This is a genomic window from Clavibacter sp. AC415 (assembly GCF_979252985.1).
On record NZ_CEEDAR010000008.1, the window covers coordinates 15,047 to 29,829 of the forward strand.

Below are 14,783 nucleotides of genomic sequence, written 5' to 3' on the forward strand. Positions count from 1 at the left end.
GGCGGCTCCTCCGAGCTGTCCGAGGCCGATGCGCGCATCGTCGCCGAGGCGGCCGCCTACCGCGAGGCCGCGGCCGCCCGGGACGCTCCGGGTGGCGAGGGCGTCGCGAAGGGCCGTAAGGCCGGCAAGCAGGCGGCGCCCGCAGACCCTCGCCGAGCAGATGGCGGCGGAGCGCAAGGCCGCGCGCGAGCGCCAGCAGGCCGAGCGCCGCGACGCCGAGAAGGCCGCGGTGGACGCGCGTCGCGCATCCGAGAGGACCGCGGCGACGGAGCGCCGGGATGCGCGACGTGCACCCGCTCCCCCGCGCCCGGATCCCGCTCCGGACCAGCCCGCCGGCTCGGCTCCGGGTACGACGCCCGGACGCCCCGGCTACCTCGCCGGCCAGGAGCCGCGTCGTGCGCCGCGGCGGTTCGACGCGGCCATCACCATCGGCCTGCTCGCCGCCGGGCTCGTGAACGTGGCCGGCAGCATCGGTGCCAACTCGGATCCCTCGCAGGCCATCGACCAGTCCTACGCCCTCTTCGGCGGGGGCACCTACACGGTCACGCCGCAGACCGCGGTCATCGGCATCGCGGTCAACGTCGTGAACGTGGTCGTGTTCGTGCTGACCGCGTGGATCGCCCTCGAGCTCGTGAAGCGCCGGCGCATGGCATTCTGGGTGCCCATCGCGGGCGCGGTCCTCGCCACGGTGATCACGAGCGTGCTCGTGCTGACGCTCATCATCCAGGACCCGGCGTTCCAGCAGATCATGTCGAACGGCGGGCCCTGACGGCTGCACGCACGCGAACGACGGCGGGGCCGGTCCACCAGGACCGGCCCCGCCGTCGTCCCCCCGCCCGGAGCGGGAGCGCGACCGCCGTCGCTAGCTCTGCGACTTCCCGTGCGAGCCGAGCTGGCGCGTGGCCTCGACGACGCGAGCGGCCATGGCCGACTCCGCCGTCTTGCCCCAGGCGCGCGGGTCGTACGTCTTCTTGTCGCCGACCTCGCCGTCGACCTTGAGGAAGCCGTCGTAGCTGCGGAGCACCGAGTCGGCGATGGAGCGGCTGAACGCGTACTGCGTGTCGGTGTCGATGTTCATCTTCACGACGCCGTTGCGCACGGCCTCGGCGATCTCGTCGTCGGAGGAGCCGGATCCGCCGTGGAAGACGAGGTCGAACGGCTTCTCGGAGGTGCCGTACTTCGACTGGATGCCGTCCTGGATCTCCTTGAGGAGCGACTGGGCGCAGCTGCACGCCGCCGGGCTTGTACACGCCGTGCACGTTGCCGAAGGTGAGCGCGGCCATGCAGCCGGCCTGGTCGCCGAGGCCGAGGGCCTCGACGGTGGAGATCGCATCCTCGAGGGTCGTGTAGAGGTGCGCGCCGGTGTCGTGGCTGACGCCGTCCTCCTCGCCGCCGACGACGCCGATCTCGACCTCGAGGATGGCGTTGATGGCCTTCATGCGGGGCAGGAGGTCGGTCGCGATGTCCAGGTTCTCGTTCAGCGGGATGGCCGAGCCGTCCCACATGTGCGACTGGAAGATGGGGTTGCGGCCCGCGCGGACCTCCTCCTCGCTGGCCTCGATCATGGGGATGACGAAGCCGTCGAGGGCGTCCTTCGGGCAGTGGTCGGTGTGCAGGGCGACCGTGATGTAGTTCTTCGCGACCTCGGTGGCGAAGCGCGCGAAGGCGAGGGCGCCGGCCGCGCGGTTCTTCACGGTGTGGCCGGAGAAGTAGTCGGCGCCGCCCGTGGTGACCTGGATGATGCCGTCGGAGCCGGCGTCCGTGAGCCCCTGGAGGACCGCGTTGATGGTCTGCGAGGACGAGACGTTGACCGCGGGGTAGGCGAATCCGCCGGACTTGGCGCGATCCAGCATCTCGGCGTACTGCTCGGGGGTTGCTACGGGCATGGTGCATCTCCTTCGGCGGATCCACGGCGACGCCGTGCGGCTGACGCGGGCCCTCGGCGGCCGGTGGGAGGTGCTCCCGCGGCCGGGCCCCGCGTGCTCGCCACTCTACCGAGCGGTCGCGTCGGCGTCCCCGGACGCCCGGGGAGCGGATGCGGCCGACGTGAACTCTGTCCGCCGCCAGCTCGCGCGTGGTGGCCTCGAGCGGCGCGAGGGTGCCGATGACCTTCGATGGTTCGAGCCGGCTGAGGCGGCGGGCGGTGGGCAGCACCTGGCGCTCCAGGGATCCGACGACGCGGTTGTAGTCGCCGACGGCGCCCGTGAGGAGCGGCCGAGCTTCGCGATGTGCTCGCCGCTGGTGGCCAGGCGGGCGTGCAGCTCGCGGCTGAGGTCGAAGAGCTGCTTCGCGTCCTCCGTGAGGACCTCCTGCTGCCAGCTGAACGCGACGGTCTTGAGCACCGACCACAGCGTGACGGGGGAGGAGAGGGCGACCCGGCGGCTGAACGCGAACTCCATGATGCTCGGATCCGCCTCCAGCGCCGACGACACCAGCGACTCGCTCGGGATGAACGCGATGACCATCTCTCGGGCTCGCGTCGAGCCCCTCCCAGTACGCCCGGCTGCCGAGCGCCGTGATGCGGTCGGCGCACCGCCTGCACGTGCTGCTTCATGAGGTGGTCGCGGCGCGCGCCCTCGGGCCGGTGGCGGAGGCGGGGATGGCGCTCGCCTCGAGGTACGCGGTGAAGGGCGCCTTGGCGTCGACCGCGATGTTCTTGCCGCCCGGGAGGTGCACCACCATGTCGGGCCGCCCGACGCCCTGGGCGGTGGAGACGCTGGTCTGCACGTCGAAGTCGACGCGGTGGATGAGGCCCGCCGCCTCCACGACGCTCCGCAGCTGCGTCTCGCCCACACCCCGCGCGTGCTGTTGGAGCGGAGCGCGGAGGCGAGCGTCTCGGCGGTGGCGCGCAGCCGCTCCTCCGCCTCCGTGGCGCTCCGCAGCTGCTCGCGCCGCCGTGCTGCTGGCGGCGCTGCTCCTCGAGCTCGTGCACCTTCGCCTGCACCTGCTTGAGGCTCTCGGCGACCGGGCTGAGCGCCGTGAGCACCCGGCCGTCCTCCTCGGTGCGGGCGACCTCGGCGCGCTGGACCTCGCGGAGGCGTGCCTGCAGCTCCCCGATGCGGTCCTCCTGCTGCCCGATCTGCTCGCGGAGGTGGGATTCCTGGGCCTCCAGTCGCTCGCGGTGCAGCGCGTCCTGCGCCTGGGCGCGCTCCGGCGTACTGCGCGGCGGCCTGCCCGACCTGCTCCTCGGCGAGGCGCTCCGTGCGGTCGAGCTGCTCCCGGAGGGCCGTGACGGTGGCCTCCGCGGCGGCGAGGCGGGCGGCCTCGCCCGCGCGGCCCGGCGCATCGACCCCGGAGCGGGCGCGGGACACGGCTATGCCCGCCACTGCGCCCACGGCCAGGCCGATGACGAGGCCGACGAGCAGGGCGATGACGGGATCCATGCGTGCAGTGTGCCAGCGGCCCCCGACACGGCCGGGACGTGCGGCGCGCGCCCGGAGGACGGATCCGGCGGGGTGCACGGGAGCGGATCAGGCCCAGTCGATGGGCGGGGTCGCGGCGGCCGACGCCCGCGCGACGGGCTGCGTGCGCGGCGCGCCGATGCGGCCCATCCCGACGCCGACCGCCTCGGCGAGGCCCGTCAGTGAGGCGGCGCCGTGCCGTCCGGCCGCGTGCACGACGATGGCCGCGCAGGCCCGCGCGTCGGCCAGCGCCTCGTGGTGCGCGAAGTCCTCGAAGCCCGCCGCCGTGCGGCCACCGGCAGCCGGTACGACTCGAGCGCGTAGGTGCGGCGGGCGACCTGGAGGCTGCAGAGGTAGGAGTACGGCGGCGGGATGAGCGCGGTCGCGCGGCACGCGCCCTGGATGACGCCCATGTCGAAGCGCGCGTTGTGGGCGACGAGGTGGTCGTCGCCCGCGAACGCCATGAGGCGCGGCAGCTGATCGGCCCAGCCGAGGGCGTCCGCCACGTCGTCCTCGACGATGCCGTGGATCCGCGTGTTCCAGACGGAGAGGAGTCGTGCCCGGCCGGCGGGCGGATGAGCCACGACGCGGTGTCGACGACGACGCCGTCCCGGACCTTGACGAGACCCACCGAGCAGGCGCTCGCCGACGAGTTGTTGGCGGTCTCGAAGTCGATCGCGGTGAAGTCCAACGGCATCGATGCTCGCACGCACTACGATGCCGGATCCCGGGAGAGCCCGGCCGTCCATGGGCAGGGGAGGAGGCGGCCCGCCCCGTACCATGGTCTCCCGTGGCTCTCACTATCGCGATCGTCGGTCTCCCCAACGTCGGCAAGTCGACGCTCTTCAACGCCCTGACCAAGAACCAGGTGCTCGCCGCGAACTACCCGTTCGCGACCATCGAGCCGAACGTGGTGGTGGCGGCATCCGGACCCGCGCCTCGAGGTGCTCGCCGGCCTCTTCGGCTCCGAGCGGATCCTCCCGGCCCCCGTCTCCTTCGTCGACATCGCGGGCATCGTCCGCGGCGCGAGCGAGGGCGAGGGCCTCGGCAACCAGTTCCTCGCGAACATCCGCGAGGCCGACGCCATCGCGCAGGTCGTCCGCGGCTTCGAGGACGAGGACGTCGTGCACGTCGACGGCCGCGTCGACGCGGCCAGCGACATGGAGACCATCAACACCGAGCTGATCCTCGCCGACCTCCAGACCCTCGAGCGCGCCGAGCCGCGCTACGAGAAGGAGCTGAAGACCAAGCGCATCGAGCCCGTCGTGCTCGAGACGGCGAAGGCCGCGCGCGAGTGGCTCGACTCGGGCAAGCCGCTGTCCGCGTCCTCCATCGACCTCGAGCCCGTCCGCGAGCTCGGGCTGCTGACCGCGAAGCCCTTCATCTACGTGTTCAACGTCGACGAGCAGGTGCTCGGAGACGAGGATAAGCTTCGCGGAGCTGGCTGCCCTCGTGGCGCCCGCGCAGGCCGTGTTCCTCGACGCGAAGATCGAGTCGGAGCTCATCGAGCTCGACCCCGAGGACGCCGCCGAGATGCTCGCGAGCACCGGCCAGGAGGAGCTCGGGCCTCAGACCAGCTTCGCCCGCATCGGCTTCGAGACGCTCGGCCTCCAGACCTACCTGACGGCGGGCCCGAAGGAGACGCGGGCCTGGACCATCGGCAAGGGCTGGAAGGCCCCGCAAGCCGCCGGCGTGATCCACACGGACTTCGAGAAGGGCTTCATCAAGGCCGAGGTCATCTCCTACGACGACCTGGTCGAGACCGGCTCCATCGCCGAGGCGCGCTCCAAGGGCAAGGCCCGCATCGAGGGCAAGGAGTACGTCATGCAGGACGGCGACGTGGTGGAGTTCCGCTTCAACAACTGATCGGATCTGTGCATGACGCCGGGCGTCATTGACGCGTAGCGTTATACGATCACCCTGTGATCAGATCGTTCGGCAGCAGGATCACCGAGCGCATCTGGGATCAGCAGTACGTCAAGGGCATCGCTCGGATGATCCTGAGGGCGGCGCTCCGGAAGCTCGAGGCGGTGAACGCGGCGGTGGACGTCGAGGATCTTCGCGTCCCGCCCGGCAACCGTCTCGAACGGCTGAGAGGCGACCGCCGTGCTCAGTACAGCATCCGGGTGAACGACCAGTGGCGGATCTGCTTCATCTGGCGAGAGGGAGGTGCGGAGGATGTCGAACTCGTCGACTACCACTGAGGGCGATCGGATCGCGCCGATCCATCCGGGAGAGATCCTGATGGCGGATTTCATCGAGGGCTTCGGGATCACGCAGAACAGGCTCGCCGTGTCGATCGGCGTCCCGCCACGGCGCATCAACGAGATCGTGCATGGAAAGCGCGGCATCACCGCCGATACCGCCGTCCGCCTCGCACGCTACTTCGGCACCTCGGACGAGTTCTGGATGAACCTCCAGTCGCACTACGAGCTGCGGCTGGAGCGGCGTTCCTTGCAGGACCGGATCGCGGAGATCGTCCCGCTCCGGATCGCCTGATCGCGGTCGGCTCAGAACAGCGGCCAGGGCACCGCGGACTGCTGTCCCGCGGGCTCCGGGAAGCGGGCGTCGGCGCGGCAGCCGGACGCACCGGGTGTCGAGCGCGGCGAGCTCCTCCGGGGCGACGAGGTCGGCGAGCTCGCGGCCGAGGTCGCCGTCCAGCCCGGCGCGGACGCGGTCGACGCCGGCCAGCTCCTCGGCGGTGAGCGCCTCGCCCATCCACCCCCACAGCACCGTGCGGAGCTTGTGGTCCCGGTGGAAGGTGAGGCCGTGGTCGACGCCGTGGCGGTGGCCGTCCGGCATCGCGAGCACGTGGTAGCCCTTGCGGTCGGCGTTGTTGACGATCACGTCGAAGACGGCCATGCGGCGGAGCGCGGGGGAGTCCTCGTGGATCAGCGTCACCGAGTTCCCCCTCCTGGTCCTCGCCCCCGAGCACGGTGCGGTAGCCGGTCTCCGGCACCTCGTCCGTGGGGATCAGGTCGACGGCGTCCTGGTCGGGATCCTCGTCCTGCCAGAGCTGCACCATGCCCGGGCCGAGCGGGCCGTCCCGCAGCCAGGTGCGGGGCACGACGTCCCAGCCGAGCGCCTCCGAGATGAGGTACGCGGCGACCTCGCGGTTCGCGAGCGTGCCGTCGGGGAAGTCCCACAGCGGGTTCTCGCCCTGGATGGGCTTGTAGACCACGGCGGTGTCGCCGATGGTGCCGAGGAAGGTCGCGTTGGACGCGGTGCGGATGCGGCCCGTGAGCGTCAGCTCGGCGGTGACCAGGTCCGTCGCCGGCATCAGTCCTCGCGAGCGATGCAGATGTGACCCTCGGGGTCCATCGGCTGGCCGCAGAACGGGCACGTCGGGCGGCCGGCGTCCACGATCTCGCGGGTGCGGAGGGCGAACGCCCGGGCCGCGCCCACGGGCAGGCGCACGACGAGCATCTCGCCGTCGTCCGCGGACGGCATGCCGGGGAGGTCGTCGTCCTCGTCGCCGTCGGTCAGCGGATACGCCTCGATGACGACCTGCGCGGTCGTCGGATCCGCAGCCGAGGCTCATCGCGCCGGCGCGGAAGCGCTCCTCGACGGGTTCGAGCGCATCCTCGTCGACGAGCTCGCGCGGCGTGTTCGTCGGGACGCTGAAGGGGTTCCCCTCGACGGCGACGAGCTGGTCGAGGATCTCGTCGATCTTCTCCGCGAGGAGCGCGGACTGCTGCTTCTCGAGGGCGATGCTCACCAGCTGCTGGCTGGCGCGCACCTGCAGGTAAAACGTGCGGGCACCCGGGAGGCCGATGGTGCCGACCACGAGCCGGTCGGGCCAGTCGAACTCCAAGGCGCTTGTGGGCATGTCACCACTCTAGGCGCGTGCGCATCACGGTGCGCTGTGCCCGGCGCCGCCGCCGACCGGCGCATCGCCGGAGCCCGTAGGGCCCGCGAGCCAGGAGAGGTCGCCCGCGTCGCTGTTGGTCGCGTGGACGGTGGGGCGGCTCGCGCCGTAGCGCACGATCGAGACGGACGCGGGTCCCACGTCGATGCGCTGGAACAGGTCGAGGTGCGTGCCGAGGGCGTCGGCGAGGATCGACTTGATGACGTCGCCGTGGCTGACCGCGACCGACACGGCACCCGGTCCGCGCTCGGCCTCGATGGCCGCGTCATGGCGGCGGATCGCCGCGACCGCGCGCGCCTGCATCCCGGCCATGGACTCGCCGCCGGGGAAGACGACCGACGACGGGGTGCGACTGCACGCGCGACCAGAGGTCCTCCTTCGCGAGGTCGCCGAGCGCGCGGCCCTGCCAGTCGCCGTCAGTGGCACTCCGTGATGTCGGGCTCGATCGGCTGGGCCGGCTTCCCCGTCTGGTGCTCGAGGATCCGCTGCGCCGTCTCCCAGCATCGCTGGAGCGGGCTGGACACGACGGCGGCGAGCGGCACGGCGGCGAGCCGCTCGGCGGTGCGGTCCGCCTGCTCGCGGCCGATGTCGTCGAGGTCGACGCCGGGGGTGCGCCCCGCCAGGATCCCGGTCGCGTTCGCTGTGGTGCGTCCGTGCCGCACGAGGATCACTGTCGCCATGCGGCGAGCCTAACGAGGCGGGCTGAGGCGGGGTCGCGGGAGCGGGGTCGCCCCAGGGCGTCGGTCGTCCAGCGAGCCGGCCGCGGCCCGAGACACCAGGACTGTGGAGGACACCGACAATTGTGGTCAGGAGGGTTGTACGTTCCTGTCATCGGACCGTCCGACCGGGATGGAGGCTGCGGATGAGCATGCTGGTCACGCTCGGCGCCGTCGTGCTCGTCGGCGGGAGCATCGGGTACCTCGGTTCCATCGACGACCCCACCGGGGTGAGCAGGGCGTCGATGGTGCCATCGGCGGTCCTCCTGGCGGCGAGCGCGTACGTCCTCTTCGCGTTCGTCCCCTCCTCGGGATACGGGCCGCCGGTGCTCGCGATCAGCATGGTCGCCGGGTCGGCGCTGGCCGCGGGGATCGCGCTGCGGAGGCATCCGCTGGCGAAGGGCATGGGGTACTTGCAGCGCGTGGGCCTCGGATCCCGGCAGACCCGCCTGCTGCGCGAGTACGCCGCGCAGCAGCGGCACAGCGAAGCCGACGCCGACCGTCAGTCGCGGGCGGTCCGACGGAGCGCGTCGTGAGGGGTTGCGCGACTGGTCGCGCGACGGTGCCTGCGCCACGATGGCGGGAGGGACGACGAGGAGGGGGACGCCATGGCGACCGATGCGCAGGCCGGTTGGTACGACGACGGATCCGCGACCATGCGCTGGTGGGACGGGGCGCAGTGGACCGAGCACGTGATGCCGCCGACGCCGCCCGTCCCGCCGGCCTCCCCGGTGGTGGCCCCGACCGCGGCCGTCCCAGCTGCGTCTATCGAGCCGCCTGCGGACGTCGCAGGCCACACGGTGGCCATCGGGAGGTCGGTCACGCGTCCTGGCGCCGGCCAGGGCGGTGCGACGACGCCGAGCAGGACGGACTCCGCCGTCGCCTCGGGTCAGGCCTACGTCGTGCTCCAGATCATCCTCAAGGAGAAGCTGTGGGGGACGGGCAGCGGCAACCTCACCGAGCTCGAGCACGCGATCAACGAGCAGGCGGCGAAGGGGTACCGCTTGCACACGATCTCGACGGCATCCTCCGGCAGCAAGGGGCTCGGCGGCGGCGATCGGATCCAGGCGACCTTGGTGTTCGAGCGGCTCGGGTGACGGCAGCGACTCCGCTCCCGTCCCGTCCCGTGCTGAGCGCGTGAAGCGTCGACCGCGTCCCTCGCCGCCGCCGCATTGGTGCTGGCGGCGGCCCTCAGCGGGTGCACGGCATCTGACGACCTCGCGCAGCAGTTCCGCTCGGGGGACGGCAAGGGGTACATCTCCGGAGACGGGCGAGTGACGGAGTTCAGCGTCGAGGATCGAGGCGCGCCCGTGGCGTTCGTCTCAGACGACACAGCGGGCACGGCCGTGACCGCTGAGCAGTTCCGCGGCAAGGTCCTCGTGGTCAACTTCTGGTACGCCGAGTGCGGTCCCTGCCGGCTCGAGGCGAAGGACCTGAACGAGGTCAGCGCGGCGACGACGGACACGGCGATGTTCCTGGGCGTGAACACCCGGGATTCGGCAGCCAACGCCGACGCATTCGTCCGTGCCTTCGATGTCCCCTACGACACCGTGCTCGACGCGCAGGACAGCAGCGTCCAATTGGCATTCGCCGAAAGGACAGCACCCAACGCCACGCCGTCGACGATCGTGCTCGACCCGGAGGGCCGCGTGAGCGCCCGGATCCTCGGGCTGGTCGACCCCAGCACGCTCACGGCGTTGATCGCGACGGCCGCGGCGACGCCGCCCGCCTAGACCGGACGCGCTACGCCTGCCCGCGCACCGTCGGCCGGCAGATCAGCACCGGGCACGGCGCCGAGTGCTGGACCCGGCTGGCGGTGCTGCCCAGCAGGATGGTCGCGGTGAGTCCGCGGCTGCCCGCGGCCATCGAGATGAGGCCGGCGGAGAGCTCCTCGGCGGCGCGGATGATCTCGGTCGCGGGGGAGCCGCTGCGCACGTCGCGGTGGATGGTGGGGCCCCAGCCCTCGAACACGTGGGCGACCACCTCGACGGCGGACTCGGCGTCGCGGCGGTAGCTCAGCTCCGTCTGGCCGTGCGCATGGCGCGGGCCGAGCTCGTTCGCGAACGGGGCCGCCGCGTAGGGGCTGACGACCGCGAGCACGGTGACCTCGGTGATCTCGCGGGAGTCCGCGATCACCTGGAACTGGCGGGCCGCCTCCAGGGAGGCGCGGGATCCGTCGGTGGCGACGATGACGTGCATGCTCAGACCTCCCGGTCCGTCGGGGAGGACGCGGCGACGCCCGCCGCGGCCTCGAGGTCCGGCTTCTTCCCGCCGAGCGTCCGCTGCGCGAGGTAGAGCACGAGGCCCAGCGCGAGGAGCCCGCCCACCCACCAGAGCGCGTCGGGATCGTCGACGAGCGTGTAGATCAGCACGGCGACGTTGCCGAGGATGCCCACGATGAGCAGCGGCGTGTTCGCCCGGTAGGTGTCCGGCGTCTCGTCCTTCCCGCGCAGCTTCAGGCACGCGACGATCACCAGCGCGTAGATGAAGAGGAGGAACACGACCGTGATGGTGGCGAGCCGGTCGACGATGTCGAGCCGCTCGTCCTCGGGGAGCCCGGCCTGGCTGGAGCGGATCGCCGCGCCGATGATCAGCAGCGACGCCACGACCGCGCCGCCGAACAGCAGCGCGACGTACGGGCTCCGGCGGGCTGGGTGCACCTTCGCGAAGACCGCGGGCACGACGTTCTCGCGGGCCATGCCGAACAGGATCCGCGACTGCGCCACCACCGTGACGAGCGCCGTGTTGCTGATGGCGACCATGGCGATGAGGCCGAAGATCACGAGCATCACGGCGGCGGGGATGAAGAACAGGTCGGCGCGCACCACCTCGAGCAGCGTGTTGCCGGCGAGGGCGTCGATCGGCACGGCCAGGGCCGCGGCCATCGACACCAGCACGTAGACGACGCCGGCGGTCATCATGCCGCCGATGAGCGCGCGGGGAACGCGCGGGACGGGTCGATGGTCTCCTCGGCGACGTTGGCCGCGTTCTCGAAGCCCGTCATGGCGAAGAAGGCGAGCGAGACGCCCGCGAGCACGGCGAGCACCGCGGATCCGGCGCCGCCCTCGACCTGGAACTGGAGGAGCACGGACGGGTCGCCGACACCCTCGACCAGCGCGATCACGCCGATGGCGACGACCACGACGAGGCCGCTGATCTCGATGAACGTCATGACGACGTTCGCGATGACCGACTCGCTGATGCCGATGAGGTTGATGACCGTGATGAGGGCCACGAACGCGACGGCGATTCCGGTCGACGCCCAGATTGCGGACTCGGGCAGGCCGATCAGGTCGCTGAGGTACCGCACGAATCCCGCGGCGAGCGAGCCGACCGCGGCCATGTTGGCGCTCAGCATGCAGATGGTGATGAAGAACGTGAGCACGGGGCTGCGGAACGCCTTGTTGATGTACAGCGAGGCGCCGGCGGCCTGCGGGTACTTCGTCACGAGCTCCGCGTAGGCGAGGCCCGTGATGGTCGCGATGGAGACGCCCACGAGGAACGCCATCCAGAACGCGCCGCCCACGGCGGCGGCCACGAGGCCCACGAGCACGTAGATGCCGGATCCCAGCACGTCGCCGACCACGTAGAAGTACAGCTGCTTGGCCGTGATGGAGCGCTTCAGCTCGGATCGCGGTGGTGCGGGTGCCTCGATGGGGTTCGCCATTTCCCCACCCTAGGGGCGGGGTGCCGTGCGGTGAAGAGCCGGTTGCGGCCCTCGATCATGCGGTATGCGTCGTCGCGGGAGGCGATCGCCGCGGATCCGGTGGTGGAGAGCGCGCCGTGACGCGACCGACGGCTCGCGACCGACGGCTCGCGGCCGTCAGCTCGCGTCCGGGCCGGTCGCTCCCTGCGTGGTGGTCGCGGCGAGCTTCTCCATGAGCTCGGCCGTGCGCCGCAGCTCCTCCTCGTCGGCGACGGGGCCGACGGCCGAGGCGGCCTCGCGCAACCATCCCGCGCGCGCCACGAGCACCGCGGCCAGGAGCTGGCGTCCGGCGGGGGCCACGACGAGGTGCGGCCCGATCCTGTCCGTCTCCTCGGCGAGGACGCCGCGGTGCAGGAGGGCGGCGAGGCTCGGGACGAGTGCGGCGCGCGACGTCCGGGTCCAGACCGCCAGGGACCCGCGGTCCACCCGCATGTCGGTGGCGACCACGCGGAGGAGCTGGATCTGGAGCCCGGTGAGCCCGTCCCAGGCATCGATCGTGGCGGCGTCCATGACGTCGAAGACGTCGCTCATGCCGACGATGAGCCGTCCGAGCACGTGCGGATCCGTCATGGCGCTCCTCCTCGGGAGCCGGTGGCGACGACCCCAGGTCGTCGGCTCTCGACGGACCGTATCGCCCGACGGCGCCCGAGGCCAGGGGCGACGGCGAACCGTCACGACATCCTCCCGTCTGCGATGCTGGCACCGGATGCGCGCCGTGGGAGCGCGACCGTGACGAGGAGGTCGCATGAGCGCCGCAGCAGTCGCCGGATCCGCGGGGGCTCGCCGGTGACGCCCCGGATCCGGGCGCTCCTCCTGACGGGCATCATCACCGGGCTGACCATGGCCGTCGTCGCGGCCGCCCGGCCCTGGACGCGCCCGGACGAGCCCGACGACTGGGTCGTGCCGCGCTTCGCCGCGGGCGACGCGGGATCCGCCTACGAGGCCTTCGAGTCCCTCGCGGCGACCGAGGCGGCGGGCGACGACGCACTGCAGCTGCTCGAGGCCGGACGCATCGACGGCAACGAGTTCGGCGCCGATTCCTACGACGTCTACTTCGTGGGACCCGACCGCCGGATCATGTGGGAGGTCCTCGCGCCGATCTTCGCCGGGGCGCCCGTGCCGTGGACCTCGGTGGAGCTCCGCCGCGGGCTCGCGGACGACGCGCCCGTGGTGGTGCGGGCTAGGCGCTGACCGCAGGACCCGCCGCCGCGCCCCGCCGGTCAGCGGGGCGGCGGCATCGCGGGGCGGCGGCATCGCGCGCCCGCGGTGTCGGCGCCCGCGTCTAGCGTCGGGGCATGACGTCGAGCGGATCCCTCAGGTGTCGGGCCGCGGCCTGCGTCGCGCCCGCCGAGCCGGGGCGCCCGTGCCCCTGTGCGCGGCGCACCTCGTGGCCGCGGCGGCCTGGGCGGCAGCGGCAGCACGGCGTCGAGGACGTGCTGCCGTCGCCGTGCCCGGCCTGCGGGTCGCGCCTGGGCGTCCGCTATCCGTCGGGCTGGCTGTGCGCCGTCTGCGAGTGGCGGCACGGCGATCACCCGGATGGGGAGCTCGCGCCGCCGCGGGTGGACGTCGTCTACTACATCCGCTTCGGCGACCGGCTGAAGATCGGCACGAGCGCGAACCCCCGCCAGCGGCTCGGCACGCTCCGGCACGACGAGCTGCTGGCGTTCGAGCGCGGCGGGCGCGCGGTGGAGCGGGCGCGGCACGCGCGGTTCGCGCGGCAGCGGTTCGACCGCACGGAGTGGTTCGCGCTCGACGACGAGCTGCGCGAGCACGTGCGGGCGCTCGCCGCGGGGCAGCCGGACCCGTGGGAGCTGCTCGCCCGGTGGCGGAGCGCGGCGCAGGCGCTGCGGGTGAGCTGACGCCCGCCGCTCGCTCGACCGCCGCCCTCCCGACCGAGCCCGCCGCTCGCTCGCCTCAGCCGGAGGCCGCGGTCGCGTCGGCGTCAGCGTCGGCGTCAGCGTCGGCGTCGGCGACCGGAGGTTCGCGCAGGTAGGCGTCGACCAGGAAGGGGCCGCGGATCTCGCGCAGCCGGTCGAGCAGCAGGTCGACCGTGCCGCGCGTGAGTCCGGAGACGCAGAGGTCGTAGGGCCCGAGCGGGGGCAGCTTCCCGGTGCGGATCCGGACGACCTCCCAGCCGACGGCCCGGAGCGCCCGGTCCTTCCGGCGATCCGCCTCCTCGCGGCGGCCGACGTGCTCCAGCCCGTGGCGGCCGGTCGAGTCGTACTCGACGGCGACGCGGAGCTCCGGCAGCAGGATGTCGGGCCACGCCTCGAGGTGCTCGAAGAACGGGCGGGCGAGGCGCACGGCGTTGAGTCCCGGGGTGTGCTCGAGGCGCGCGGCGAGCTCCTGCCGCAGGCGCTCCTCGACGGCGGATGCGGGCGGCGGCGCGCAGGCGCTCGCGAACGGCTCGCCGACGGGGAGGTCGGGGGTCCTGCCGCAGACGCCGGGGGAGCGGCGGGTGCGGGCGACGGGCGGATCCGCGACCGGAGCCGGGTCCCGCACCGCCCGCGGCGCCGGGCTCGGCGTGCCGTCCTTCCCGCGCCGGTCGCGCGCGGTGCCGCGGGACGCGGGCATGCCGTCGCGCGCGCCCCGCCGCGGGCGCGGCGAGCCGGAGGGCGACGACGGGGACCCGGGCGCGAGCCCGCGGGCCGCCGGGGTCGGGGCACCCGCCACCGGACCCGCCACCAGCGGGGACGCGCCCGGCCAGGGCACCCGGTCCGCCATCGGCAGCACGGGCGTGCGCGGAGCCGCCGCCTCGGCGCACTCCGGGCACCACGACGACCGGCGGCGCTCGCGGCCCGGGCGCACGCGCTGCTCCTCGGGGGTCGCGACGAAGACGTGACCGGTGTCGCACTGCCAAGTGAGGAAGACGTCGGCGGCGGGCGGCACCTGGGTGAGCGTGATGCCGCGGTTGAACTCCGGGTGGTACTGCCGGATGAGCACCGGGAACGACGCCCACGCCTCCCGGTAGGCCCCCACGGGATACGGCACGTCGAGGCCGCGCGACCAGCGGCGTCGCGCCCACCACGCATCGACCGGCTCGGGCATGCGGTCACGCTACGAGGAGCCACCGACCTCGGCCTAGCCTGGGG

The 14,783-nt window shown here is 72.8% G+C and carries 14 protein-coding genes and 7 pseudogenes; 10 read left to right on the forward strand and 11 right to left on the reverse strand.

From position 1 onward, the window contains the following. Positions 1-160 precede the first annotated feature (160 nt). Positions 161-769 (forward strand): DUF6264 family protein, encoded by a 609-nt coding sequence (locus ACZ411_RS02465; RefSeq protein ID WP_464168283.1) that lies wholly within the window; start codon positions 161-163, stop codon positions 767-769. 93 nt (positions 770-862) lie between these two features. Here the strand turns inward: ACZ411_RS02465 and fbaA are convergent. The 3 genes and pseudogenes from fbaA to rmuC (ACZ411_RS02480) form a co-directional block, all read right to left on the reverse strand. Next, positions 863-1,886: pseudogene (gene fbaA / locus ACZ411_RS02470) on the reverse strand (class II fructose-bisphosphate aldolase). A gap of 105 nt (positions 1,887-1,991) precedes the next feature. Then, on the reverse strand, positions 1,992-2,465 hold the full coding sequence (gene rmuC, locus ACZ411_RS02475; protein WP_464168285.1) for a DNA recombination protein RmuC: 474 nt from the start codon (positions 2,463-2,465) through the stop codon (positions 1,992-1,994). Between the two features lie 85 nt (positions 2,466-2,550). Then, on the reverse strand, positions 2,551-2,793 hold the full coding sequence (gene rmuC, locus ACZ411_RS02480) for a DNA recombination protein RmuC (protein ID WP_464168287.1): 243 nt from the start codon (positions 2,791-2,793) through the stop codon (positions 2,551-2,553). Between the two features lie 103 nt (positions 2,794-2,896). On the opposite strand from rmuC (ACZ411_RS02480), the gene ACZ411_RS02485 reads away from it, so the two are divergent. Next, the gene (locus ACZ411_RS02485; protein WP_464168289.1) at positions 2,897-3,232 is read left to right on the forward strand and encodes a hypothetical protein; all 336 of its coding nucleotides are present in this window, start codon (positions 2,897-2,899) and stop codon (positions 3,230-3,232) included. A 238-nt stretch (positions 3,233-3,470) separates the two neighbouring features. Here the strand turns inward: ACZ411_RS02485 and ACZ411_RS02490 are convergent. After that, a pseudogene (locus tag ACZ411_RS02490) lies at positions 3,471-4,098 on the reverse strand (3'-5' exonuclease). A 93-nt stretch (positions 4,099-4,191) separates the two neighbouring features. Between ACZ411_RS02490 and ychF the strand changes: the two are divergent. The 3 genes and pseudogenes from ychF (at position 4,192) to ACZ411_RS02505 (ending at position 5,900) form a co-directional block, all read left to right on the forward strand. Beyond that, a pseudogene (ychF, locus tag ACZ411_RS02495) lies at positions 4,192-5,267 on the forward strand (redox-regulated ATPase YchF). Positions 5,268-5,323: 56 nt separating this feature from the next. Further along, positions 5,324-5,605 (forward strand): type II toxin-antitoxin system RelE/ParE family toxin, encoded by a 282-nt coding sequence (locus ACZ411_RS02500; protein ID WP_464168291.1) that lies wholly within the window; start codon positions 5,324-5,326, stop codon positions 5,603-5,605. Beyond that, positions 5,580-5,900 carry a HigA family addiction module antitoxin gene (locus tag ACZ411_RS02505; RefSeq protein WP_464168293.1) on the forward strand — a complete coding sequence of 107 codons (321 nt, stop codon included), beginning with the start codon at positions 5,580-5,582 and terminating at the stop codon, positions 5,898-5,900. Before ACZ411_RS02500 ends, ACZ411_RS02505 begins: the two co-directional genes overlap by 26 nt. An 11-nt stretch (positions 5,901-5,911) precedes the next feature. Here the strand turns inward: ACZ411_RS02505 and ACZ411_RS02510 are convergent. The 3 pseudogenes from ACZ411_RS02510 to ACZ411_RS02520 all read right to left on the reverse strand — a co-directional run bounded on the left by ACZ411_RS02510 (position 5,912) and on the right by ACZ411_RS02520 (position 7,949). Continuing rightward, positions 5,912-6,681 (reverse strand): annotated as a pseudogene (locus ACZ411_RS02510) (SCO1664 family protein). Next, positions 6,681-7,230 (reverse strand): annotated as a pseudogene (locus ACZ411_RS02515) (DUF3090 domain-containing protein). The pseudogenes ACZ411_RS02510 and ACZ411_RS02515 overlap by 1 nt, the downstream one beginning before the upstream one ends. A 24-nt stretch (positions 7,231-7,254) precedes the next feature. Further along, positions 7,255-7,949 (reverse strand): annotated as a pseudogene (locus ACZ411_RS02520) (histidine phosphatase family protein). Between the two features lie 182 nt (positions 7,950-8,131). Here ACZ411_RS02520 and ACZ411_RS02525 point away from each other — a divergent pair. The 3 genes from ACZ411_RS02525 to ACZ411_RS02535 all read left to right on the forward strand — a co-directional run bounded on the left by ACZ411_RS02525 (position 8,132) and on the right by ACZ411_RS02535 (position 9,718). Next, positions 8,132-8,521, forward strand: a complete 390-nt coding sequence (locus tag ACZ411_RS02525; RefSeq protein WP_464168295.1) for a hypothetical protein — start codon at positions 8,132-8,134, stop codon at positions 8,519-8,521. A 72-nt stretch (positions 8,522-8,593) separates the two neighbouring features. Next, complete coding sequence (locus tag ACZ411_RS02530) at positions 8,594-9,082, forward strand: DUF2510 domain-containing protein (protein ID WP_464168297.1); 489 nt, start codon at positions 8,594-8,596, stop codon at positions 9,080-9,082. Between the two features lie 213 nt (positions 9,083-9,295). Beyond that, positions 9,296-9,718, forward strand: a complete 423-nt coding sequence (locus ACZ411_RS02535) for a TlpA family protein disulfide reductase (RefSeq protein WP_464168299.1) — start codon at positions 9,296-9,298, stop codon at positions 9,716-9,718. A gap of 10 nt (positions 9,719-9,728) precedes the next feature. Here the strand turns inward: ACZ411_RS02535 and ACZ411_RS02540 are convergent, their stop codons facing one another. From ACZ411_RS02540 to ACZ411_RS02550, 3 genes and pseudogenes are all read right to left on the reverse strand, one after another. Beyond that, positions 9,729-10,184 carry a universal stress protein gene (locus tag ACZ411_RS02540; protein ID WP_094116328.1) on the reverse strand — a complete coding sequence of 152 codons (456 nt, stop codon included), beginning with the start codon at positions 10,182-10,184 and terminating at the stop codon, positions 9,729-9,731. 2 nt (positions 10,185-10,186) lie between these two features. Further along, positions 10,187-11,652: pseudogene (locus ACZ411_RS02545) on the reverse strand (APC family permease). Between the two features lie 156 nt (positions 11,653-11,808). Then, entirely contained in the window at positions 11,809-12,261 is a 453-nt protein-coding gene (locus ACZ411_RS02550) for a MarR family transcriptional regulator (protein ID WP_464168302.1), read from the reverse strand. 216 nt (positions 12,262-12,477) lie between these two features. Here ACZ411_RS02550 and ACZ411_RS02555 point away from each other — a divergent pair, with 216 nt between their 5' ends. After that, positions 12,478-12,882, forward strand: a complete 405-nt coding sequence (locus ACZ411_RS02555) for a hypothetical protein (RefSeq protein WP_464168304.1) — start codon at positions 12,478-12,480, stop codon at positions 12,880-12,882. A 368-nt stretch (positions 12,883-13,250) separates the two neighbouring features. Next, positions 13,251-13,550: a GIY-YIG nuclease family protein gene (locus ACZ411_RS02560; RefSeq protein WP_464168306.1), complete on the forward strand. Its 300-nt coding sequence runs from the start codon at positions 13,251-13,253 to the stop codon at positions 13,548-13,550. A gap of 55 nt (positions 13,551-13,605) precedes the next feature. Here ACZ411_RS02560 and ACZ411_RS02565 read toward each other — a convergent pair whose 3' ends face one another. Continuing rightward, positions 13,606-14,739, reverse strand: a complete 1,134-nt coding sequence (locus tag ACZ411_RS02565) for a zinc-ribbon domain-containing protein (protein WP_464168308.1) — start codon at positions 14,737-14,739, stop codon at positions 13,606-13,608. Positions 14,740-14,783: the final 44 nt, after the last annotated feature.